Raw genomic sequence first — 21,070 nt, forward strand, 5'->3', positions numbered from 1 at the left:
CGCCCTGGTGACCGTGCGCAGCGTGCCCCGCGACGTCGGCTTCCAGGGGGCGCTCAGCACCACGGCGGCCCTGCCCGCGACGGTCGTCCTCGACGGCGCGGCCACTCCGGTCACCTGGAGCGCCGACTCCGTCGCCGCGACCCGCACCCCCTACGAGGCGCTGACGGCGCGCGGCACGACCGCGGGCGGCGGCATCGTCGTCGCGAAGTTCGAGATCGTGCCCGACTCGCTCGTGTACTGGATCGACTCCGGCACCGCGGCGACCTCCTCGCCGCAGTACGCCGCGGTGAGCGGGTCGGTCCCGGGCCTGCGCAACGCCGTGTCGGACCGGGCCTCGACCGCCGCCGACCAGTGGGGCTACGTCGCCGACGGCACCCGAGTGAAGGCCGGCACGGACGTAAACGACAAGTACTCGACCGGGCTGTACCAGGACACGACGCTGCAGGTGTACCGACTGCCGCTCGAGGCCGGGACCTACACGCTCACGGGCGGGTTCACGGAGTGGTGGGGGATGAACCGCACCCTCAACCACACGGTCACGGCCGGTGGTCAGGAGCTGGCGAAGGGCAACGTGCCGCTCTCGGCCACCACGCCCCGGCTCTCCGGAGACCTGACCTTCACGCTCGCGCGGGCGGGCACCGTGGAGTACCGCATCACCAACGAGGGGGCGGGGAGCGAGAAGCCCGTCGTCTCGTGGGTCGCGGTCGCGGCGGTGCCGTCGCCGCTGCCGGACCTGGGCCTGAAGGTCCAGAACCGGTGCGTCGCGGGCAAGGTCGTGCTGACGGTCACGGCGACCAACACGGCCGACGTGCCGGTGGACGTCGCGATGACCTCCGCCTTCGGCGCCAAGTCGTTCACGGCGGTCGCTCCGGGCAAGAGCGCGGTGGCGGCGCTGACGACGCGCTCGGCGAGCACTGCGGCGGGCACGGTGGGAGTCGCGGTCTCCGCGACGATCGACGGCAAGCCGGTCACGAATCAGCAGTCGATCGACCACCCCGCCTTCCGCTGCTGAGCGGACCGCCCTGACGGGGGCGTCCCGGGACCCGCGCCGTTCATCGGCGGTGGGTCTCGGGGCGCCCCTTCGGCGGTGGTGGGTCTCGATACGCCCCTGCGGGGCTGCTCGACCAGCAGGCCGGGGCCACGCCGGGCGTGAGGGAACCCCGGAACGTCGAGGGAGCCTGCGCGAGCAGGCTCCCTCGACCGTCCGGGGTTCCCTCGTGGGCGAGCGGCTAGGCGGTTCGGGCGAGGAGGGCGCCCATGAGGTCGAGCTGGGCCGGGTCCTCGAGGGCGGAGCCGACGGCGGCGACGCGGACGCCCGCGTCGAGGTACTCCTGCAGGTTGCGGGCGTCGAGGCCGCCGGTCGCGACGAAGCGCACGCCCGGGAACGGGCCGCGCATGTGCGCGAACCAGCCGGAGCCGAGCCAGGTGGCGGGGAACGCCTTCACCCAGGTGAGCCCGAGCGAGACCGCCTGCTGCACCTCCGAGGGCGTGGCCACTCCGGGGAGCAGCGGCAGTCCCTCCGCCTCGGCCGCGGCCACGATCAGCGGGTCGAGCCCCGGCGAGACCAGGTAGCCGGCCCCCGCCGCGCGCGACATCGGGACCTGCTCGGCGCGCAGGATCGTGCCCGCGCCGACGGTCTTGCCGCGCTCGGCGCCCAGGCGCGCGACCTCGCGCAGGGCGATCTCGTCCTCCGGGGTCTGCAACGGCACCTCGACGGAGTCGATGCCGAGGTCCCACGCGGTCGTCGCGAGCGCGATCGAGCGCTCCACGCCCATCCCGCGGAGGATCGCCATCAGCGGTGCTCCCGCGAAGACGGTGTCGAAGGTCTCGGCCCACTCGGTGGCGGGTGCGGTCACGGTGGTCATCGTGCGGTCCTCTCGTCGACGGAGTCGCCCGACAGGGCGAGGGTGAGTGCGGCGCGGTCGTGCCCGCTGCGCAGGCGCTCGCCGAGGTCGGCGCCGAGCATCCGGGCCACGAGGTAGCCGCCGGCGAAGGCGTCGCCCGCGCCGACGGCGTCGAGCACCTCGACCTCGTGCGACGGCTCGAAGACCGTCTCGGAGCCCGAGAACACGGTCGCTCCGATGTGGCCGTCCTTGACCACGAGCTCCGCGACATCGGGGAGCAGCGCGCGGACGTCGCCGCGGTCGGCGTGCCCCAGAGGGTCTCGGCCTCGTCGCGGCCGACCAAGACGACGTCGGCGAGGCGGGCGAGGTCGGCGAGCGCGGGAGCGGCGTCCTCGGCGCTCCACAGGGCCGCGCGGTGGTTCACGTCGACACTCACGGGGATCCCGAGCTCGCGGGCGCGCAGGGCGGCGCGGCGGAGGAACCGGTCGGCCGGCTCCGAGAGCGCGGCGGTGATGCCCGAGAGGTGCAGGAGCGCGACCCCGTCGAACGGCGCCGCGTCGGCGTCCGCCTCGTCGAGGCGGGAGGCGGCCGAGCCCGAGCGGTAGTAGACGACGCCCCGCCCCGGGTCCTTCACGTACAGCCCGGTCGGGTGCTCCGGATCGGCGACCACGGAGGAGACGTCGATGCCGCGGGCGGACAGCTGCCGCAGCACGCGCTCGCCGAGCGCATCCGCTCCGAGCCGGCTGTGCCAGCGGGCGGGCACTCCGAGGGCCGCCGCGTGCGCGAGCACGTTCGACTCGGCGCCGCCGGCGTCGACGAGGAACCCGTCCGCCTGCACCACCGAGCCGTCCGTCGGCACGACCACGGCCATGGTCTCGCCCATGGCCAGCAGCACGCCGCGCGCCGCGGCCGCTCCCGACGAGCTCACGCCAGGTCGGCGACCGGCGCCGGATCCATGTCGTCGAAGGCCTGGTTCTCGCCGGCCATCGCCCAGACGAACGAGTACGCCGCGGTGCCGACTCCGGAGTGCAGCGACCAGCTCGGCGAGATGATCGCCTGGCGGTCGGCGACCACGAGGTGGCGCGTCTCCTGACGCTCGCCGAGGAGGTGGATGACGCGGGCCTCCTCGGGCAGGTCGAAGTAGAGGTAGCACTCGGTGCGGCGGTCGTGGGTGTGCGCGGGCATCGTGTTCCACATCGAGCCCTCGTGCAGCGTCGTGACGCCCATGACGATCTGGCAGCTGCGCACGCCGTTCTCGTGGATGTACTGGTTCAGGGTGCGGCGGTTGCTCGTCGACTGCTCGCCGAGCTCGCGCACGGTGCCCTCGCCCGGCGACACGAGCACGGTCGGGTAGGCCGTGTGCGCGGGGGCGGAGAAGAGGTAGAACTGCGCGGCTCCGTCGGCGTCCTCGAACGCGACCCGCTCGATCCCGCGGCCCAGGTACAGGCAGGCGCCGGTGACGAGGGTGTAGGTCTCGCCGTCGGCGGTCACGGTGCCGGTCCCGCCGACGTTGATCACGCCCAGCTCGCGGTGCTCGAGGAAGGTCTCGCTGCGGATCTCCTCGTAGCCGGTCAGCTCGAGCCGCTTCCCGGCGGGCATCGCCCCGCCCAGCACGATGCGGTCGTGGTGCGTGTAGACGAGGCGGATCTCGCCCTCGATGAAGATCTCGGGCACGAGGAAGTGCGAGCGGAGGTCCTCGGTGGTCATCCCGGGGATCTGCGAGGGGTTGGTGGCGTAGCGCTGGTCCATGTCGGAGGCTCCTGGTTCGCGGGTGGGAGGGGTCATCGCACGAGCCAGCCGCCGTCGACGGGGAGCACGGTCCCGGTGACGTAGGCCGACGCGTCGGAGGCGAGGAAGACGAAGGCGCCCTGCAGGTCGGCGGGCAGTCCCCAGCGTCCGGCGGGGATGCGGGCGAGGATCGCGGCGTCGCGCGCGGCGTCGGCGCGCAGGGCCGCGGTGTTGTCGGTGGCGAGGTAGCCGGGGGCGATCGCGTTGACGGTCACTCCGGAGGCGGCCCACTCGTTGGCGAACGCTTGGTGAGTCCCGCCACGGCGTGCTTGGAGGCGGTGTACCCGGGCACGGTGATGCCGCCCTGGAACGACAGCATCGACGCGACGCTGATGATCCGGCCGGAGCCCTGCGCGATCATCCGGCGGCCGGCCGCCTGGGTGAGGTGGAACACCGAGTCGAGGTTCACGCGGAGCACCTCGTCCCAGTCGGAGGCGCTGTGCTCGGCGGCCGGGGCGCGCTTGATGGTGCCGGCGTTGTTGACGAGCACGTCGATCCGCCCGAGCCCGTCGACGGCCTCGTCGATCGCCGAGTGCAGCTCGGCGGCGCTCGCCGCGGCGAAGTCGCGGCGGATGAGCACGACGCGGCGGCCGAGCGCCCGGATCGCCTCGGCGGTCCCGGAGGCGTCACCGCGGTCGATCAGGGCGATGTCCGCTCCGGCCTCGGCGAGGGCCAGGGCGGCTCCGCGGCCGATGCCCTTGCTGGTGCCGGTGACGACGGCGACGCGGCCGTCGAGTCGGAAGCTGTCGAGGATCATCGTCCTGCCTTTCGGAAGAGGGTCGTGAGCGAGCCGAGGCCGTCGACGCGCACGGTGACGGAGTCGCCGTCGGCCAGCGGCCGGTGCGCGGCGAGCGCGTCGGGCAGCTTCTGCGGGCTGCCGGTCGAGATCACGTCGCCGGGCTCGAGGGTGAGGCCCTCGCTGAGGTGGTGGACGAGCGCCGCCATGGTGAAGACGAGGTCGGCGGTGCTCTGCGAGACGGTGATCCGCCCCTCCCGCTCCACCTCGACGCGCAGGTCCTGCGGGTCGGGCACGTCGTCGGGGGTGACGAGCCAGGGGCCGAGGGGAGCGAAGCCGTCGGAGCACTTGCCGAGGGTCCACTGGCTCGAGCGGCCCTGCCAGGTGCGCTCCGAGACGTCGTTCATCAGCGAGTAGCCGCCGATGTGCGCGGCGGCCTCCTCGAGAGGGATGTCGCGGCCGGCGCGGCCGATCACGAGGGCGATCTCGCCCTCGTAGTCGACGTCGGAGGCGGTGGCTGGCAGGGTCACGGGGTCGCCGGGCGCCGAGAGCGTGTTGGGCGTCTTCACGAAGACGTCGGGGGTCGTCGGGACCGGCCGGTCCTCTCCTCCGCTGGGCACGTGGCCGCGGTAGTTGTAGCCGATGCAGAGGATCTTGCCCGGCACGACCGGCGGCAGCAGGCGCAGGGAGTCGAGTCGCGGGAGGTCGTCGCCGGACGCGGCCCCGGCGCGCTCGCGGGCGTCGGCGAGGAGCGCGTCGTCCGCGAGCAGGTCTGTCACGGGCAGCGCGCCCAGATCGAGCACGCGGTCGCCGTCGACGACGACGCCGGTGCGGTCGCCGTCGGGCGAGGAGTAGCGGAGGAGTCTCACCAGTAGGGCCGCCATTCCGGTCGCGAGGCGCGCACGAGCGCCTCCAGGTAGAAGTAGTCGCCCCAGAGGGTGCCCTCGTCGACTCCCACGTCCTTCGGCAGGTCGTAGACGCTGTGCAGCAGGACGGTGTCTGCCGACTCGGGGGTCGCGGGGGCGCAGTGCTCGATGAGGGCGGCGAGCAGCTCGTGCGCCGACCGGCGCCAGTGCTCGGCGCGCTCCTCGTCGCTCTCGACGGAGGCGAGCTCGAAGAGCCCGCAGACCGCGATCGCGGCCGCGGAGCTGTCGCGCGGGGCGTCGCTGCCGTCGGTGTAGACGAGGTCCCAGTACGGCACGAGGTCGGCCGGGAGGTGCGCGAGGAAGTAGTCGGCGCACGCGCGCGACGCCTCCAGCACGGCCGGGTCGCCCGAGACGCGGTGGTTCATCGCGAAGCCGTAGATGCCCCAGGCCTGTCCGCGGGCCCAGCAGGAGTCGTCGAAGGCGCCCTGCTCGGTGCCGCCGTGCAGCGGCTCCCCGGTCTCGGCGTCCCAGTAGAAGGTGTGGAAGGTCGAGTGGTCCGGGCGGAGGATGTGCGTGCGCAGCGCCTCGACGTGGCGGCGCACGGCCTCGGCCTTGTGCGCGTCCCCGGTCTGCTCGGCCGCCCAGGTGAGCAGCGGCATGTTCATGAGGGAGTCGATGATGGTCCGTCCGCGCTGGGCGGGGTCGCGGAGGTCGCCCCAGGCCTGCACGATGCCGGCGTTCTCGAGGAACCGCGTCATCAGCACGTCGGCGGCGGCCAGGGCGGTCGAGCGGCCCAGCGGGTCCTCGAGCAGCCGCCACGGCGCGACGGCCGAGAGCGTGTAGAGGAAGCCGAGGTCGTGTGTGTCGAGGTCCTCGCCCTCGTTCAGGCGCCGGGCGAAGTCCTCGAGGTGGCCGGCGGCCGCGCCGCGGAAGACCTCCTCGCCGGTGAGCTCCCACGCGATCCACTGCATGCCGGGCCAGAAGCTGGTGGTCCAGCCGCGGTTGGCTCCCGCCGCGAATCCGGCCGTCGCCGGACGCAGCTCGTACCGCCCGTCGGTGGTGGTGTCGTCCGGATAGGCGCTGCCGAACCGCTCGATCATGCGGCGCACGACCTCGAGCGCATCGCCCAGGGCCTGCTCCGTCGTCGTCCTCGCGGAGGACGGGTGGGTGGTGGTCATGACGGTCTGTCCTTCGTCGTGGCTCACGCGGCGACCGGCTGGTCGGCGGGGAGGGCGGGCAGGAGGGTGTAGCGCGCGTCGGCCCAGACGAGGTACAGGGCGGGCGCCGCCGAGACGCCGAGGGCGAGGGCCGGCGAGAGGGTGAAGAGGTACGCCTGGAAGGCCAGGACCAGCAGCGACACGAGGGTCAGGTGCCAGCGGCGGGTGGCGAGGATCAGCGAGATCCGCAGCGTGCGCAGCAGCGCGGCTCCGGGGGCCTCGATCAGGGCGACCAGCACGACCGGGGCGGTGCCGACGACGAGCAGCACCACGATCAGGAGGAGCGGCACGACGACCACTCCGATCTGCGACGTCGAGAGGAACCGCACGTCGACCAGGGCGATCGCGGCGACCGCGGTGGCCCCCGCCGCGAGGGCCAGGGTGCGGCCCCAGCCCTGCCGCCAGGCGGCCCAGAAGGTGCGGACGACGCGCGTCCCGCCCCGGCCGTGCTCGCCGAAGACCGCGAAGGCTCCGCGGACGGCCGGCGCGCACAGCGGCAGGGCGGCCGCGAGCAGCGGCCACGACCGCGCCGGGTCGGTGGTGATCAGCAGCAGCACGAGCGGCAGGCAGCCGATCACGAGCAGCACGTTGGTCGTGAGGATCAGGTGGACGACGCCGAAGAGCGAGGCGTAGAGGCCGTGCGGGATGCGGCGCACGTCAGCCCTTCAATCCGCTGGTCGCGATGCCCTCGACGAAGTACTTCTGACCGAGCAGGAAGACCACGGCGATGGGGATCACCGAGATGACCAGGCCCGCGAACAGCAGCGCGTAGTTGGCGTCGTAGAGGGTGCTGACGAAGCTCTGCAGTCCGAGCTGGATCGTCCAGAGGTCGGGGTTGCGGAGGTAGATCAGCGGCCCGAGGTAGTCGTTCCAGGTGGCGACGAAGGTGAGCAGCGTGAGGCTCGCGATCGCGGGGATCGACAGGGGCACCATGATCCGCGCCCAGATGCCGTACTCGCTCAGGCCGTCGAGCCGGGCGGCCTCCGAGAGCTCCTCGGGGATCGTCTCGTAGAACTGCTTCATCAGGAACACGCCGAACGCGCCGAACGCCTGGATGAGGATGATCGCCCAGAGGGTGTTCGACACCTTCAGGTTCGACAGCAGGATGAACTGCGGGATCATGTACGACTGCCACGGCACCGCGATGGTGCCGATGTAGATCAGGAACAGCACGTCGCGACCGGGGAACCGCATCCGCGAGAACCCGTAGGCCGCGAACGAGCCGGTGAGCACCTGCAGCACGGTCACGACGACCGCCAGGATCAGCGTGTTCCGGATCCACGTGAGCATCCCGGACTGCGCCCAGATGTCGACGTAGTTGTTCCAGACCCAGGTGTCGGGCACCCACTTCACGGGCACCGAGAAGACGTCGTTCGGCGTCTTGAGCGAGCTCATGATCATCCAGAAGAACGGCAGCAGCAGCGCGGCCGCGGCGAGGATCATCACGGCGTAGCCCAGCAGGCGGCCCACGCGCGACAGGGTGGAGCGGCCGGCGGTCCTCCGGCGCGGCGCGAGCGGCTCGTCGACGCGCGGCAGGACGGGAGCGCCCTCGGGGATCAGCAGTCCGGTCATCGGGACTCACTCCTTCTGTTGAGGAAGAACTGCACGAGCGTGACGACGATGCAGAGCAGGAAGAGGACCACCGAGACCGCCGACGCGTAGCCGAACTGGTTCTCCTGGAAGCCCTTCTGGTAGATGAACTGCGAGAGCACGAGGGTGGCCTGGCCGGGCCCGCCCTGGGTCATCACCAGGATCAGATCGAAGATCTTGAACGAGTTGATGGTCAGCATCACGGTGACGAAGAACGTGGTCGGCCGAAGGCACGGGATCGTCACGTTGACGAAGCGCTGCCAGACGGACGCGCCGTCGACGCGGGCCGCCTCGTGGAGCTCGCGCGGCACGGTCTGGAGGCCGGCGAGGAACAGGATCATGTAGTAGCCCATGTCGCGCCAGGTGCTGATGATGACGACGGCGGGCATCGCCCACTCCGACGAGGTCAGCCACCCGGGAGGGCTCGAGAAGCCGACCGCGCGGAGGATCTCGTTGATCGGTCCGTACTCGGGGCTGAAGAGCAGGTTCCACACGACGGCGATCGCGACGATCGACGTGATGTAGGGGAAGAACGCGGCGGTGCGGAAGAAGGCGACGCCGCGGAGCTTGTTGTTGAGCAGCAGCGCGAGCCCGAGCGAGACGATCAGCGTCAGCGGGATGTGCAGCGCGGCGTAGTAGAGCGTGTTGGTCAGCGCGATGCGGAAGCTGCCGTCGCCGAGCAGGCGCTGGAAGTTCGCGAGCCCGACCCAGTTCGCCTGGCCGAAGACGTTCCAGTCGGTGAGCGACATGTAGAAGAGCGTGATCACCGGCACGAGCGTGAGCGCCGCGAAGCCGAGGAAGTTCGGGAGGATGAAGGTGTACCCGATGAGGGTGTTCCTCACCGCGTACGCGGAGCGGCGCCGTTTCGGCGGCGGTGTCGACGTGCCGGCGTCGGCGGCGGCGAGGGTCGTCATGAGACCTCCAAGGTCTGGGCGGGGCTGGGCGGTGTCGGGGTCGAGCGGAGGCGGTGGCCGGCCGGGATCCGGCCGGCCACCGCGGGGAGTCAGTCGGTGCCGACTTCGTTCTTCACGCGGTCGTCCGCCGACTTGACGGCGTCCTCGATGCTCGCGGAGCCCGAGAGGACCGAGGTGTGCAGGTCGAGCAGGATGTTCTGCACGGCCGCGGTCTTGGCCGAGGTGGGGTTCTCCGGCTTGGTGTCGTGCTCGGACCAGGCGGTCTTCGACAGCTCGTCGGTGGGCGCGCCCTCGACGGCGAAGTAGGCCTCGGCCACCGCGTCGCTGGTGAGCGCGGGGGTGATGCCGAGGGACGCGACGACCTGCGCGCCCTCCTCGCTCGCGGCGAACTCGAGGAACTCCTTGGCGGCGGCCGCCTTGGAGTCGTCGATGTTCGCGTTGATGCCGAAGCCGGTCGGGTCGCCGAAGGTCACCGGGGTGTCGCCCTCGCCGGTCGTCGACTCGTCGAACTGCGGGATCGGGGCGATGCCCCAGTTGAAGGTGTCGGAGTCGCCCGACTTCTGCTGGGCGATCAGCGACGCGACGAACCAGGTGCCCATCGGCATCATCGCGGCGTTCTGCTTGCCGAACTCGGCCTGGTAGGTGAGCTTGTTGGCGACGACGGTGTTGTAGTCGACCTGCGCGCCGGCGTCCTGCAGCGCGAGGACGCGCTCGTAGTACGGCTCGAGGTAGCTGTAGTCGCCGCCGAGGATGTCGACGTCGGGGGTCTGCGCGGCGGCGAAGCCCTGGACGGTCGACTGCCAGCTGTGGCCGTAGGTGCCGTTCGCGGCGCTGCCGGCGGCCGAGAGCGCGGTCTTCAGCGACTCGGCGTTCGACTCGTAGTCGTCCCAGGTCCAGGAGCCGTCGGGGTACGCGACGCCGGCCTGGTCGAAGAGGTCCTTGTTGTAGAAGAGGACCCAGGAGTCCTGGCGGTAGGGGGTCGCCCACTGCTTGTCGTCGACCTCGTAGGCCTCCGCTCCGCCGATCGACTCGGGGATCTCGACGTCCGAGACGTCCATCAGCTGGCCGCCCGACTGGTAGGTGACGACGTTCTTCACGTTCTTCTGCGTGATGATGTCGGGCCCGCTGCCGGCCGCGAGGTCCGCGGTCATCAGCGTGTCGTAGTTGGTGGCGTCGTACTCCTTGACCTCGACCGTGACGTCGGGGTCCTTCTCGTGGAACGCGTCGGCCAGCGCCTGGAACTCGGGAGTCGTGCTCAGGCTCCAGCCCGAGACCGACAGGGTGACGGGACCGTCGGCGGGGGCGGCGGCGTCACCGCCTCCTCCTCCCGAGCAGGCGGTGAGGGACAGGGCGGCGGCGAGGGCCACCCCGGTGACGGCGAATCTTCTCTTCATGCGTGCTGCTCCTTTGCATCGGCGTGCAGGACCCCACCTCGGGTCCGCGGGTACCGGAGCGGCCGTGCGGCGCCTCCGGAGTCTGTGAGGACGTGCTCGGTGACCAGGCCGTCGGGCCAGGTCGCGGACACGTGCAGGTCGTCGCCCTCGCGGGCGATGCGGGCGGCGGCGGCGAGCGGAGCGTCCGCACCCGTGAGGGTGATCAGGGTGACGACGGGCTCGCCGACCACGACGGGGAGGCTCAGCACCGGCACCGCGACGTGGGGGCCCAGCGGGGAGGCGCCGTCGCGCTCGACGACGTCGGGGTCGCCGTCGCCGCCCGACAGCAGCGCGATCGCGCTGGTCCGGCCGGCCGAGGCGGCAGAGGCTCCGGAGTCGCCGATCGCGGTCGACACGTCGTCGCCGGCCGTCGCCCAGCCGCCGATCCGCAGGCGCAGATCCTCGGGCCGGACGTCGTCGGCGAGCGATGCGACGCGGACGACGCGCAGCTCCCAGGGGCCGCGCACGAGCGAGTCGACGACCAGGTGCCCGGCGGGGCGGGCGCTGCCGGACAGGCCCTCGCCGTGCCGGTGCGAGGAGGCCGCCGCGCGGATCCAGTGCGCGTCCCACGTCGATCCGGCGCGCCCGACGGAGCCCTCGATCGCCGTCCCCGTGCAGGTCATGCCGGTGCGGGCCGTGCCGGCGCCGATCGCGTCCACGAGGGCGACGCTCTGCTCGAGCGGCTCGCTCCAGCCGCGCTCGTCGAGCAGCGGTGCCGCGGCAGTGGAGTAGCCCAGCCGGGCGTACAGCGGCGAGTCCGCCGAGACGGTGCCCTCGAGCGCCTTGTCGGTGCCGTGGTTGATCACGCGGACGATGCCGTCGTCGCGGGTCCCCGAGACGATCCAGCCGGGGGAGGCGATGCTCAGCAGCTCGTCGGAGCGCTCGATCGGCAGCGGCTCGGCGGGGGCGGACCACACGGGGTGGTCGGCCGGCAGGGCGATGCCGAGCATCCCCTTGACCGCCCAGTACGGCGATCCGGGCCCCGAGTACGACTGGGCGAGCGTGCGCCACTCGTGGTGCCAGCCCATCGTGAGCACGCCCCGCTCGTCCGGAGCTCCGTGGTCGGCGAAGTGCGAGACGACGGCGCTCGCCGCGCGGCGGAGGGCGCCGGGCGAGTGCGAGGGCACCTCGGCCATCACTCCGACCCAGAACGGGGCCGCGGCGGCGAAGCGGTAGATCAGGCTGCGGCCCTGCAGCAGCGGCGAGCCGTCGCCGCCGGTCAGGGCGAGCGCGTCCGAGAGGTAGCGGTCGAGCTGCGCGGTGTCGTGCGCCCGGCGCCCGGCGGCGAGCTCCGCGGCGCCCTGCATCCGCGTCCACAGCACGGGGTAGACGTGCAGCGCCCAGCCCACGTAGTGGTCGAAGGCGCGCTCCACGCCGTCGGCCATCCAGCCGTCCTCGCGCTCGAAGGAGTCGTGGCGGGCCAGGTCGGCGGCGATGTCCTCGGCCGACCACGCGCCGCCGACGGAGCGGAGGAAGGTCTGCACGACGATCCGGAACCAGACCCAGTTGGTCTGCGGGTAGGTGTCGTCGCCGACGACGGGCTCGAGGTAGGCGATGACGCGCTGCTGCGTGAGGGAGTCGAGGCGGTCCCAGATCCAGGGGCGGGTGAGGTCGAGGACGAGGGCGATCGACGCGGCCTCGACCTTCGCCTGCGCGTGCTCCTCGAGGCGGACCCAGCGGTCGGCGGCGTCGGGGTCGACGCCGGTCGCGATACCGCGGGAGTAGAAGTCGATCAGGTGGTCGACGCCGACGCCCCGCTCGCCCGCGATGCGGAACCCGGCGAGGAGGAAGGTGCGGGCGAAGCCCTCGAGCCCGTCGACCGCGCGGCCGTAGCCGCCCTCGGCGCCGGGGAGGAGGATCCGGCCGTGGCCGTCGGACGCGTACGCCATGGCGGAGGAGAGGAGGGAGTCGGCGAAGCGACCCAGCGGTCCCGCGACCAGTCGCCCTGAGGGTCCACCTCGTTCTCCTTCGAATCGATGCCGGCTCGCCCACCAGCGGGCCGAACAAATCAGAAGCGTACACAGCGAAAAGCGACACAGCAAGACGCGTGGTGCTGTTAAATGATCGTTACCGATCGAGTGAGTAGGCGAACCGTCCTTCCGCATCGCTCGATCGGCACCCGGAGTGGGAGGAGGGCGTCGTGGGACGATCGAGCACGACGACGCCGGGGAAGCGCGGTCGCGCGCGCCTCTCCGCCGGCCCGACGGCGTCGTCGCGGCCGCGACCGGGAGCGGGCGAGCACCGGCTCCTCCGGTTACCGCTACAAATGGACACATCGATCGGAGACCGGACATGAGCGATCAGACGCTGCCACGACCTCTCGCCGCAGAGCGGCGCGCGCACATCCTGACGACCCTCGCCTCGGAGGGCGCGGTGCGGATCTCGCAGCTCACGGAGGCGCTCGGAGTGGCGACCGTGACGCTCCGCCGCGATCTCGTCGACATGGAGCGGGAGGGCCTGCTCAGCCGGGTGCACGGCGGCGCCGTCGCCCTCGCCTCCTCGGCCGAGACCCCGCGCCCGCCGCGCGGCGAGACGGCGGCGCTCGGATCGATCGCGGTGCTGGTCCCCTCGCTCGCCTACTACTGGCCCGGCGTGCTGCGCGGGATGGAGAAGGCGGGGGAGCGCCTGGGCTACGAGGTGATCCTCCGCGGAGCCTCCTACGAGCTGCAGGACGAGCGCCCCGTCCTCGAGCGCCTCCTGAAGTCGGGGGACGTGCGCGGACTGATCGTCGCGCCGAACACCGACACGGAGCACTCGGGCGAGGTCATCCGCTGGCTCAGCGACTGCTCGGTGCCGGTGGTGCTGGTCGAGCGCGACGTGACGATCGAGCCCGAGGGCGATCTGCAGCTCGAGACCGTCACCACCGACCACGCGCTCGGCGCCGTGCTGGCCGCGCGCCACCTCGCCGAGCTCGGGCACCGGAAGGTGGGGCTCGTCCTGTCCCGCTCCTCGCCCACCTCGCGCAAGATCACGGCGGGATGGCTGCGGGCCTGCCAGTCCCTCGGGCTCACTCCCGCCGACCACTTCGAGCAGCTGCTGCCCGACCGCTCGAGCCCCGAGTTCTCGGAGGTCGTGAACGCGACGCTCGAGACCGCGCGGGCGACCGGAGTCACGGCACTGCTCGTCCACTCCGACCCCGAGGCGATGGCCTTCGTCGATCTCGCGCTCAACCGCGGCATCTCGGTGCCGGGCGACCTCTCGGTCATCGCCTACGACGACGAGGTGGCGCGGCTGTTCACTCCCGCGCTGACCGCGGTGAGCCCGCCCCGCGCCGAGGTGGGCGAGGCGGCGGTGCGCCTGCTGGTCGACCGCATCGAGAACCCGCGCCGGTCGGTGTACCGGATCCAGCTGAACCCCGAGCTGATCGTCCGCGACTCGACGGCGGCGCCCTCCCACCGCTGACGCCCGCGGTACGGCGGACGGGGATCTCGAGACGGCCGCTCCGCGGCCTACTCGATCAGCAGAGGAGGGGGGAGACCGCGCGTCGCTCCGGTCAGCGCAGCTCGACCAGCCCGCGGAACGGCTCCAGGCGGGAGTCCGCCGGATCGAGCTCCGTCACCATCACGCTGATCGCGTCCCAGGCGAGGGCGCGGGCGAGCGCGGTGCGCTCGAGCTTCGTCGAGTCCACGAGCAGCACGGTCTCGCTGGACGACGCGACGAAGACGCGCTTCACCTGCGCCTCCTGCAGCGTCACCTCGCTGGTCCCCTCGATCGACACGGCCGAGGCGGAGGTGAAGAAGCGGTCGTAGTGCAGCTCGGCCGCGCTCGAGCACGCGAGCGGGCCGACGAAGCTGTCGGTCTCCTCCTCGAGCTCGCCGCCGATCAGCACCACGCGGGCGCGGGCGGCGCGACGGGCCGAGGCGTGGTTCTCGAGCGAGTTCGTGGCGACGAGCAGCTGCGGCGACTCCGGTGCAGCGCCGAGCAGGGTGCCGGCGGTGGAGGAGGCGTCGACCGCGATCGCGCCGCTCGCGGGCACGAGGGCGACGGCCTTCCGGGCGATCTCGCGTTTCGCGGCGGCTCCGGCGGCCAGGCGCTCGGCGAACGGGCGCGGGCGCAGCGCCGGCACCGCTCCGCCGCGGACCCGGCTGAGCCGTCCCTCCGCCTCGAGATCGGCGAGGTCGCGCCGCACGGTCATGGTCGAGACGTCGAGCTCGGCCGCCGCGTCGTCGAGCCGCACGGCGCCGTCGCGCTCGAGCAGGCCGATCAGGCGCGCGCGCCGCTCCGCCGAGGATACCGTGGCCATGCCGCTCCCGTTCCGCGCCGCATCGGCGCCCGCGCGGTCGAGCGTATCCGCAGGCGGGGAGGGACGTCTGCCGCGGCCGACGCCCGCACGCCGCCCGTCCGCTCCCGCACGAGGACGGCGGCCACGAGCCCGGCGCAGACGACGGCGATCAGGGCCACCGTGCCGGCCACTCCGATCGCCGGAGCGGCCAGCGGTGCCGCGGCGGCCAGCGCGACGGCGGGCAGCACGACCGCGGCCCGCAGCGGTTCGCGGTCTCCGAGCGGCCGGTGGACCGCCCAGAGCAGGAGCAGGTACCCGGCCACGGGCACCGCCACGGCGGCACCGAGCACGAGCTCGGTCTCCTCGAGGTGCCCGGCGGTGGCCGCCACCGCCGACTCCAGTCCGGCTCCGAGCGCCGCCAGCGCCGCGAAGACGAGGTAGTGCGCGTAGCCCCAGCGGTACGACAGGCCGCGTCGCGCCTCGAGGAGCTCGCCCGAGGGGTGGAGGTACGACAGCCACCACAGGGCGAAGACGATCAGGAGCGCCGCCAGCGACACCAGCACGAGCGGCGCGCTGACGCCGCGCTCCGCCAGCGACTCCTGCATCCCGCTCACCGCCGCCAGCACGCCCTCGCCGAGCAGGATGATCGTGAAGAGCCCGTACCGCTCCGCGATGTGGTGCGGGTGCCAGCTCGGCTCGCCCTGCCGCGCCGCGTACAGCGGGACGCACAGCTCCAGGGCCGCGAGCACGACGAAGCTCGCGATCGCGTACTGCTCCGGGAGCTGGAGCCTCAGCAGCCAGCCGACCTGGACGAGGGTGAACCCGACCGCGCTGCGCAGGGCGGAGCGGTGGTGCGCGGGCGAGGACACGGCGACGCGGACCCACTGGCTGACCAGCGCCATCCGCATGATGGCGTAGCCGACCGTGATCGCGCTGAAGTCGCCGCTCTCGAACGCCGACGGCACCCCGGCCGCCAGGACGAGGACGCCCGCCATCTGCGCGAGCGTCAGCAGCCGGTACGGCACGTCGTCGGTGTCGTAGCCGGAGGCGAACCAGGTGAAGTTCATCCACGCCCACCAGATGGCGAAGAACACCATGCCGAAGGGGAGGATCGTCTCGCCGGCGTGCCCCTCCTCGATCGCGTGGGCGAGCTGCTGCACGATCTGCGCGATCGCGACCACGAACGTCAGATCGACGAGCAGCTCGAGCGGACTCGAGGCGCGGTGCTGCTCGTCGACGGAGCGCGGGCGCATCCTGACGAGGAGCGGCCGAGGAGCGGCGGTCATGCGGGGGGCCGGCGGCACGGGGAGCACATGCCGCCATCCTCCTCCCCTCGGGCGCCGACCGATCGGAGGCCCCGCGAGCGCGCGAGTACGCGGCCGCACCGCCTGTCAACGCCCTCCAGCACCCGGCCGTCCCGGCCTACCGTGGCCTCGTGGAGGTGGACGCATGAGGAGACGGATCCCCGCGGTGCTCGTGGTGGTGCTCGCCCTGGCCGGCTGCTCCGGACCCGACACCGCGGCGGCCGGGAGCACCGCCGTCGCGTTCGAGGCGGCCCTCGCGCGGGGCGACGGCGCCGCGGCGTGCGCCCTCCTCACTCCGCAGCGTCCGCGGCGCTGACGGAGCAGGAGGGGGCGGACTGCGTGCAGGCGATCGGCTCGCTCGCACTCGAGGCCGGCAGGGGCGAACCGCGCGCCCAGGCGTTCGGGCAGGGCGCGATCGTCGAGCTCGACGGCGACACCGTGTTCCTCGCGGCCAGCGGCGACGGCTGGCGCGTGCGGGCCGCGGGCTGCTCGCCGACCGGCGAGGACGCTCCGTTCGACTGCAGGATCGACGGCTCCTGATGCGCGCCGTCTTCACGGGCTGCCTCGCCGTCGTCTCGGTGGGCCTGGTCTACTTCGTCGCGCTGGGGGTGCTGCACCGGTGACCTCGCTGCTCCACGAGCCCCGCACGCGCACTCGGTCGTTCCTGCGCGACAACTCGCTGACGCTGCTCTTCGCGGCCCTGTTCCTCCTGAGCCTCGCCGGTCAGTCGATCGCGGGGCTGCTCTCGTACCGGCAGGAGCTCGAGTCCGCCGGGCTCGAGCCCGTCGGCTGGCTCCGCTACGTCACCTCGTCGAGCTTCGCGGGCGACGTCGCCGAGAACTGGCAGTCCGAGTACCTCCAGTTCTTCCTCTACATCGCCGCCACCGTCTGGTTCGTGCAGCGCGGCTCGTCCGAGTCGAAGACGGTGGACGAGCAGGGCCCGGGCACCGACGAGGAGCAGCGGGTGGGGGAGTACGCGCAGGAGTCGTCACCCGGCCCCGCGACGGCGCCGCCCGGTCCGCGCCGCTGGTTCTACTCCCACTCGCTGCTGCTCGTGATGGGTGCGATCTTCCTGGGATCGTGGTTCGCACAGTCGGTGACCGGGCAGGTCGCCTACTCGGAGCAGCAGCTGATGGACCTCGCGGCGCCGGTCTCGTACGCCGAGTACCTGACGAGCTCGGACTTCTGGAACCGCACGCTGCAGAACTGGCAGTCCGAGTTCCTCGCTGTCGGCAGCATGGCCGCGCTGTCGGTGTACCTGCGCGAACGGGGGTCACCGGAGTCGAAGGCCGTCGGGGCCCCGCACGCCGAGACGGGCGGGGCCGAGTAGGTCAGCCCGCCCAGGCGACCTCGAGGTCGAGGACCCACGTGACGCCGAAGCGGTCGCGCAGCATGCCGTAGAGCGGCGACCAGCCGGACGGGGCGAGCGGAGCGACGATGTCCGCGCCCTCGGCGAGCGACTCCCAGTAGCCCGTGAGCTCGTCGGCGTCGGTGCCGCGGACCGAGACGAAGACCGGGATCGTGCCCGGGTCGTGCGCGGTGCCGGAGCGCACGTCGAAGGCCATCACGCGGAAGCCCGCCTCCGAGACGACCTGCCCCCACGAGAGCTGGTCGGCCTCGGCCGGGTCGGTCGTGAGCTGCGCCTGGTCGTTCGTGACGGCGTCGAGCCGGCCCCCGAAGACCGAGCGGTAGAACTCGAGCGCCGCGCGGGCCTCGCCTCGGAAGTTGAGGTGCGTGGTGGTGGTGATGCTCATGGGATTCCCTCCGATCGGCCGGGACGTCCTCCCGGCGACGCCCACTGTGCCGGGGGATGCGGACGGATCCTGTCCTCTTCTCGATCTAGCATCGGGACATGCCCTCTCCCAGTGCGCGGATGCTCCAGCTGCTCTCGCTCCTGCAGCTGCGGCGGGACTGGCCGGGCGCAGTACTGGCGGAGCGGCTCGACACGACGCCGCGGACGGTGCGGCGCGACGTCGACCGGCTGCGGGGGATGGGCTACCGGATCCGCGGGACGAAGGGGCCCGACGGCGGCTACCGGCTCGAGGCGGGGTCCGAGCTGCCGCCCCTCCTCCTCGACGACGAGCAGGCGCTGGCGCTCGCCGTGGCGCTGCGCTCGGCCTCGGCGACCGGCACCGGGCTCGAGGAGGCGTCGGCGCGAGCCCTCGCGACCCTTCGGCAGGTGCTGCCGACGCGGCTGGCGCAGCGGCTGGACGCGCTGCGGTTCACGACGGCGCCGGTGCCGGGGCCGACGGTCGCGCCCGAGGTGCTCGTCTCGGTCTCGGCGGCCGTGCGGGCGTCGGAGGTGCTCCGGTTCGCGTACGCGGGCGCCGGCTCGGACGGGCGGCGGCGGGTGGAGCCGCACCACCTGGTGGCGCGGCAGGGGCGCTGGTACGTGATCGCGTTCGATCTCGACCGGGACGACTGGCGGGTGTTCCGCGCCGACCGCGTCTCGGATCCGGAGTCGACGCGGCGGCGCTTCGAGCGCCGGCCGGTGCCGGGCGGCACTGCGGCGGCGCTCCTCTCGGCGCGGTTCCGCGGGTCGGACGACGGCCCGTGGCCGTGCGTGGGGAGCGCGGTGCTGCGCATGCCGGCCGCCGCGGTGCTGCCGTTCGCCGAGGAGGTCGAGGACCTCGGCGACGGAAGCTGCCGCGTCACGGCCGGATCGTGGTCCTGGGAGGCGCTCGCCGCCTCCTTCGGGCGCTTCGGCGTGGACGTGGAGGGGGCGCGGCCGGTGGAGTTGGTGGCGGCGTTCGGCGTGCTCGCGGGGCGGTTCGCGGCGGTGGGCGCTCCGGAGGCTCCACCCGAGGGCTGACCCCGGGCCGAGCGCTCCGGAGCGGAACTCACTCGGAGGCCGCGTGCCCCTCGTAGCTCAGCGACTCCAGCACCGTCGCTCCGATCAGCGACTGCAGCCCCAGCACCCGCCCGGTGAACCCGCCTGCGACCTCGGTCGAGAGGTATCGGCCGTCCAGCACGGCGAGGCGCTCGTACCCGCCGACGTCCTCGACCCCCAGTTCGATGTCGTCGGGACCGCCCGCGGCGGCGGCGACGCTGGCAAGCGCCAGGGTGATCGGGCCGGGGGTGCGATCGCGGCGGGCGACCGAGGATTCCAGGGGTCCGATCCGGGCTCGCGCCGAGACTCCGGTCGCGTCCGCATCGATCCCGTACCAGTGCGCATCGTCCAGCCGCAGCAGGAAGCGGAACGAGCCCTCGCCCGGGTCGATGCGGCAGCGGGCGCGCCAGTGCTGGTCAGGGATCCGCGTCGCGAGCATGCCGCTGGATCCGTCGGCCTCGATCGTCGCGACGAGCTCGGTGCGTCCGTCCGACGCCTGCAGCACCCGCTGCGGGACCGTGTTCGGCGACACCCAGCGCGGCCCGAGTGGCAGCGCGAACGACTCCGTGAAGGAGTGGTCGACGGGAGCCCCCGTGAACCGGTCCGGCACGACGACGGGCCAGTCGTCGACCCAGTCGACTCCCGCCAGGAACGTCTCGCGGCCGTTGACGTGGAACATCGGCGTGATCCCGCGAGGCCGCACCCCGAGGAACACCATCGCCCACTCCCCGTCCGGGCCCTCGACCAGGTCGGCGTGACCGGTGTTCTGCACGGGCAGCGTCGTGCTCCGGTGGGTCAGGATCGGATTCGCGGGGTCGCCCTCGAACGGGCCCGAGATGCTCCGGGACCGCGAGATCGAGGCGCAGTGCCCCCGCTCCGTGCCGCCCTCGGCGACCAGCAGGTACCACCACCCGCCGCGGGAGTAGAGGTGCGGAGCCTCCGGGAACGCGAGGCCGGTGCCCGACCAGACCGATCGCGGCGCTTCGAGCAGCATCCCGGTCGTCGTGTCGAGGCGCGCCTGCACGATCCCTGACAGCGGACCCGTGCCGCACCAGGTCAGGACGCAGGTCCCGTCCTCGTCCCACGCCAGGTCCGGATCGATCCCCGGGGCGCCGACGACCCGCACCGGGTCCGACCAGGGGCCGCTCGCCTCCGTCGCGGTCACGATCAGATGTCCCGAGCCCGGGCCCGACACGTCGGTGGTGATCATCCAGAACCGGCCGTCGTGGTGGCGCAGCGTCGGTGCGTAGATGCCGCGGCTGCCGCCTCCGCCCGGGGCAAGCTGCGACGGCCGGTCGAGGACGTTGCCCAGCAGCGACCACGACCGCAGATCACGGCTGCGCAGGATCGGCACACCCGGGAAGTACTCGAAGGAGGAGGTGACGAGGAAGTAGTCCTTGCCGACGCGGCAGATGCTCGGATCCGGATGGAACCCCGGCACGATCGGCGCCTGCGTCGTGGTGAGGGCGGGAGCGTTCTCGAGGAGGGTCACTTGATCCCCACCGCCGCGATGCCCTGGATGAAGTAGCGCTGCAGCGCGACGAAGAGCAGCAGGATCGGCGTCAGCACGAGCACGGATCCGGCCAGCAGGATCCCGTAGTTCGTGGCGTTCTGGCCGGTCGAGTAGAGCGAGAGGGCGACCGGGAGCGTGTACATGTCCTCGGACTGCGCGGCGACGAGCGGCCAGAGGAAGTTGTTCCACGAGCCCAGGAAGGTCAGGATCGCGAGGGTCGCGAGCGCCGGGCCGCACAGGGGGAGGACGATGCGGGTGAAGATCCGCACCTCACCCGCTCCGTCGATCCGCGCGGCCTCGAGCAGGGCGTCGGGGATCCCCATGATGAACTGCCGCATCAGGAACACCCCCATCGGCCCGGCCAGGAACGGGAGGATCAGCGCCGCGTACGTGCTGATCAGCCCGAGCTTGCTGACGACGACGAAGAGCGGGATGAAGGTGACGATGCCGGGCACCATCAGCGTGATCATCACGAGCGCGAAGATCACCTTCTTGCCGGCGAAGTCGATCTTGGCGAGCACGTAGCCGACCATCGAGCAGAACAGCAGATTGCCCAGCACGGTGAACAGCGCCACGACGGTGCTGTTCACGAAGAACCGCCCGATGTCGAGGCGGGTGAACCACGCGACGAGGTTGTCGAGCGTCGCGTCCTCGGGCCACCAGGTGATCGGGCGCTGCAGCAGCTCGGCGTTCGTCTTGAACGCGCCGAGGAACATCCAGACGAACGGAGTGAGGGTCACGACCAGCGCGATGACCAGCACCGCGTAGGTCAGCATCCGACCGGGGCGGATCGGACGGCGGCGGCGGACCGGC

Annotated in this window: 19 protein-coding genes and 2 pseudogenes; 5 read left to right on the plus strand and 16 right to left on the minus strand. The window is 72.5% G+C overall.

What is annotated here, in order from left to right; translation table 11 throughout:
- Positions 1–1,229 precede the first annotated feature (1,229 nt).
- From B0T42_RS03945 to B0T42_RS03995, 11 genes and pseudogenes are all read right to left on the minus strand, one after another.
- Positions 1,230–1,865, minus strand: a complete 636-nt coding sequence (locus tag B0T42_RS03945) for a bifunctional 4-hydroxy-2-oxoglutarate aldolase/2-dehydro-3-deoxy-phosphogluconate aldolase (protein ID WP_077222019.1) — start codon at positions 1,863–1,865, stop codon at positions 1,230–1,232.
- A pseudogene (locus B0T42_RS22580) lies at positions 1,862–2,727 on the minus strand (sugar kinase). Before B0T42_RS22580 ends, B0T42_RS03945 begins: the two are co-directional and overlap by 4 nt.
- Positions 2,728–2,768: 41 nt before the next feature.
- Positions 2,769–3,629 (minus strand): 5-dehydro-4-deoxy-D-glucuronate isomerase, encoded by an 861-nt coding sequence (gene kduI / locus B0T42_RS03955; protein WP_236720097.1) that lies wholly within the window; start codon positions 3,627–3,629, stop codon positions 2,769–2,771.
- Positions 3,626–4,389 (minus strand): annotated as a pseudogene (kduD, locus tag B0T42_RS03960) (2-dehydro-3-deoxy-D-gluconate 5-dehydrogenase KduD). Before kduD ends, kduI begins: the two are co-directional and overlap by 4 nt.
- Positions 4,386–5,237 (minus strand): fumarylacetoacetate hydrolase family protein, encoded by an 852-nt coding sequence (locus B0T42_RS03965; RefSeq protein WP_236720098.1) that lies wholly within the window; start codon positions 5,235–5,237, stop codon positions 4,386–4,388. Before B0T42_RS03965 ends, kduD begins: the two are co-directional and overlap by 4 nt.
- The gene (locus B0T42_RS03970; protein ID WP_077222021.1) at positions 5,234–6,412 is read right to left on the minus strand and encodes a glycoside hydrolase family 88 protein; all 1,179 of its coding nucleotides are present in this window, start codon (positions 6,410–6,412) and stop codon (positions 5,234–5,236) included. The genes B0T42_RS03965 and B0T42_RS03970 overlap by 4 nt, the downstream gene beginning before the upstream one ends.
- A gap of 23 nt (positions 6,413–6,435) precedes the next feature.
- Positions 6,436–7,107: a DUF624 domain-containing protein gene (locus tag B0T42_RS03975; protein WP_077222022.1), complete on the minus strand. Its 672-nt coding sequence runs from the start codon at positions 7,105–7,107 to the stop codon at positions 6,436–6,438.
- 1 nt (position 7,108) lies between these two features.
- Positions 7,109–8,023, minus strand: a complete 915-nt coding sequence (locus B0T42_RS03980) for a carbohydrate ABC transporter permease (protein ID WP_077222023.1) — start codon at positions 8,021–8,023, stop codon at positions 7,109–7,111.
- Positions 8,020–8,955, minus strand: a complete 936-nt coding sequence (locus B0T42_RS03985) for a carbohydrate ABC transporter permease (protein WP_055789508.1) — start codon at positions 8,953–8,955, stop codon at positions 8,020–8,022. The genes B0T42_RS03980 and B0T42_RS03985 overlap by 4 nt, the downstream gene beginning before the upstream one ends.
- Positions 8,956–9,044: 89 nt before the next feature.
- Entirely contained in the window at positions 9,045–10,349 is a 1,305-nt protein-coding gene (locus tag B0T42_RS03990) for an extracellular solute-binding protein (protein WP_077222024.1), read from the minus strand.
- Entirely contained in the window at positions 10,346–12,277 is a 1,932-nt protein-coding gene (locus B0T42_RS03995; RefSeq protein ID WP_077222025.1) for a DUF2264 domain-containing protein, read from the minus strand. Before B0T42_RS03995 ends, B0T42_RS03990 begins: the two co-directional genes overlap by 4 nt.
- A gap of 403 nt (positions 12,278–12,680) precedes the next feature.
- On the opposite strand from B0T42_RS03995, the gene B0T42_RS04000 reads away from it, so the two are divergent.
- Positions 12,681–13,790: a substrate-binding domain-containing protein gene (locus tag B0T42_RS04000; protein ID WP_077222026.1), complete on the plus strand. Its 1,110-nt coding sequence runs from the start codon at positions 12,681–12,683 to the stop codon at positions 13,788–13,790.
- Between the two features lie 91 nt (positions 13,791–13,881).
- Here B0T42_RS04000 and B0T42_RS04005 read toward each other — a convergent pair whose 3' ends face one another.
- On the minus strand, positions 13,882–14,631 hold the full coding sequence (locus B0T42_RS04005; RefSeq protein ID WP_077222027.1) for a DeoR/GlpR family DNA-binding transcription regulator: 750 nt from the start codon (positions 14,629–14,631) through the stop codon (positions 13,882–13,884).
- Entirely contained in the window at positions 14,592–15,863 is a 1,272-nt protein-coding gene (locus B0T42_RS04010; RefSeq protein WP_077222070.1) for a low temperature requirement protein A, read from the minus strand. Before B0T42_RS04010 ends, B0T42_RS04005 begins: the two co-directional genes overlap by 40 nt.
- 196 nt (positions 15,864–16,059) lie before the next feature.
- Here B0T42_RS04010 and B0T42_RS19900 point away from each other — a divergent pair, with 196 nt between their 5' ends.
- The 3 genes from B0T42_RS19900 (at position 16,060) to B0T42_RS04020 (ending at position 17,244) form a co-directional block, all read left to right on the plus strand.
- A complete protein-coding gene (locus B0T42_RS19900) occupies positions 16,060–16,230 on the plus strand; it encodes a hypothetical protein (RefSeq protein ID WP_158078031.1) in 171 nt (56 codons plus the stop codon).
- Positions 16,231–16,253: 23 nt separating this feature from the next.
- Positions 16,254–16,454, plus strand: a complete 201-nt coding sequence (locus tag B0T42_RS04015; protein WP_077222028.1) for a hypothetical protein — start codon at positions 16,254–16,256, stop codon at positions 16,452–16,454.
- Positions 16,455–16,533: 79 nt separating this feature from the next.
- Positions 16,534–17,244 carry a DUF6766 family protein gene (locus B0T42_RS04020; protein WP_236720099.1) on the plus strand — a complete coding sequence of 237 codons (711 nt, stop codon included), beginning with the start codon at positions 16,534–16,536 and terminating at the stop codon, positions 17,242–17,244.
- 1 nt (position 17,245) lies between these two features.
- Here B0T42_RS04020 and B0T42_RS04025 read toward each other — a convergent pair whose 3' ends face one another.
- Positions 17,246–17,668: a VOC family protein gene (locus B0T42_RS04025; RefSeq protein WP_077222029.1), complete on the minus strand. Its 423-nt coding sequence runs from the start codon at positions 17,666–17,668 to the stop codon at positions 17,246–17,248.
- A gap of 98 nt (positions 17,669–17,766) precedes the next feature.
- On the opposite strand from B0T42_RS04025, the gene B0T42_RS04030 reads away from it, so the two are divergent.
- A complete protein-coding gene (locus B0T42_RS04030; protein ID WP_077222030.1) occupies positions 17,767–18,726 on the plus strand; it encodes a helix-turn-helix transcriptional regulator in 960 nt (319 codons plus the stop codon).
- 28 nt (positions 18,727–18,754) lie between these two features.
- On the opposite strand, the gene B0T42_RS04035 is transcribed toward B0T42_RS04030, so the two are convergent.
- Together B0T42_RS04035 and B0T42_RS04040 are read right to left on the minus strand one after the other, a co-directional pair.
- Positions 18,755–20,236, minus strand: coding sequence for a glycoside hydrolase family 43 protein (locus B0T42_RS04035; protein WP_077222031.1), 1,482 nt, complete (start codon positions 20,234–20,236; stop codon positions 18,755–18,757).
- Complete coding sequence (locus B0T42_RS04040) at positions 20,233–21,033, minus strand: carbohydrate ABC transporter permease (RefSeq protein WP_056868637.1); 801 nt, start codon at positions 21,031–21,033, stop codon at positions 20,233–20,235. The genes B0T42_RS04035 and B0T42_RS04040 overlap by 4 nt, the downstream gene beginning before the upstream one ends.
- Positions 21,034–21,070: the final 37 nt, after the last annotated feature.

The sequence above is a fragment of the Rathayibacter rhapontici genome, assembly GCF_001995175.1.
Lineage (GTDB): Bacteria > Actinomycetota > Actinomycetes > Actinomycetales > Microbacteriaceae > Rathayibacter.

Coding starts and splice junctions, on each gene's coding strand:
- B0T42_RS03945 (WP_077222019.1), bottom strand. CDS start 1,865: ATGACCACCGTGACCGCACCCGCCACCGAGTGGGCCGAGACCTTCGAC.
- kduI (WP_236720097.1), bottom strand. CDS start 3,629: ATGACCCCTCCCACCCGCGAACCAGGAGCCTCCGACATGGACCAGCGC.
- B0T42_RS03970 (WP_077222021.1), bottom strand. CDS start 6,412: ATGACCACCACCCACCCGTCCTCCGCGAGGACGACGACGGAGCAGGCC.
- B0T42_RS03980 (WP_077222023.1), bottom strand. CDS start 8,023: ATGACCGGACTGCTGATCCCCGAGGGCGCTCCCGTCCTGCCGCGCGTC.
- B0T42_RS03985 (WP_055789508.1), bottom strand. CDS start 8,955: ATGACGACCCTCGCCGCCGCCGACGCCGGCACGTCGACACCGCCGCCG.
- B0T42_RS03990 (WP_077222024.1), bottom strand. CDS start 10,349: ATGAAGAGAAGATTCGCCGTCACCGGGGTGGCCCTCGCCGCCGCCCTG.
- B0T42_RS03995 (WP_077222025.1), bottom strand. CDS start 12,277: ATGGCGTACGCGTCCGACGGCCACGGCCGGATCCTCCTCCCCGGCGCC.
- B0T42_RS04000 (WP_077222026.1), top strand. CDS start 12,681: ATGAGCGATCAGACGCTGCCACGACCTCTCGCCGCAGAGCGGCGCGCG.
- B0T42_RS04005 (WP_077222027.1), bottom strand. CDS start 14,631: ATGGCCACGGTATCCTCGGCGGAGCGGCGCGCGCGCCTGATCGGCCTG.
- B0T42_RS04010 (WP_077222070.1), bottom strand. CDS start 15,863: ATGCGCCCGCGCTCCGTCGACGAGCAGCACCGCGCCTCGAGTCCGCTC.
- B0T42_RS19900 (WP_158078031.1), top strand. CDS start 16,060: ATGAGGAGACGGATCCCCGCGGTGCTCGTGGTGGTGCTCGCCCTGGCC.
- B0T42_RS04025 (WP_077222029.1), bottom strand. CDS start 17,668: ATGAGCATCACCACCACCACGCACCTCAACTTCCGAGGCGAGGCCCGC.
- B0T42_RS04030 (WP_077222030.1), top strand. CDS start 17,767: ATGCCCTCTCCCAGTGCGCGGATGCTCCAGCTGCTCTCGCTCCTGCAG.
- B0T42_RS04040 (WP_056868637.1), bottom strand. CDS start 21,033: ATGCTGACCTACGCGGTGCTGGTCATCGCGCTGGTCGTGACCCTCACT.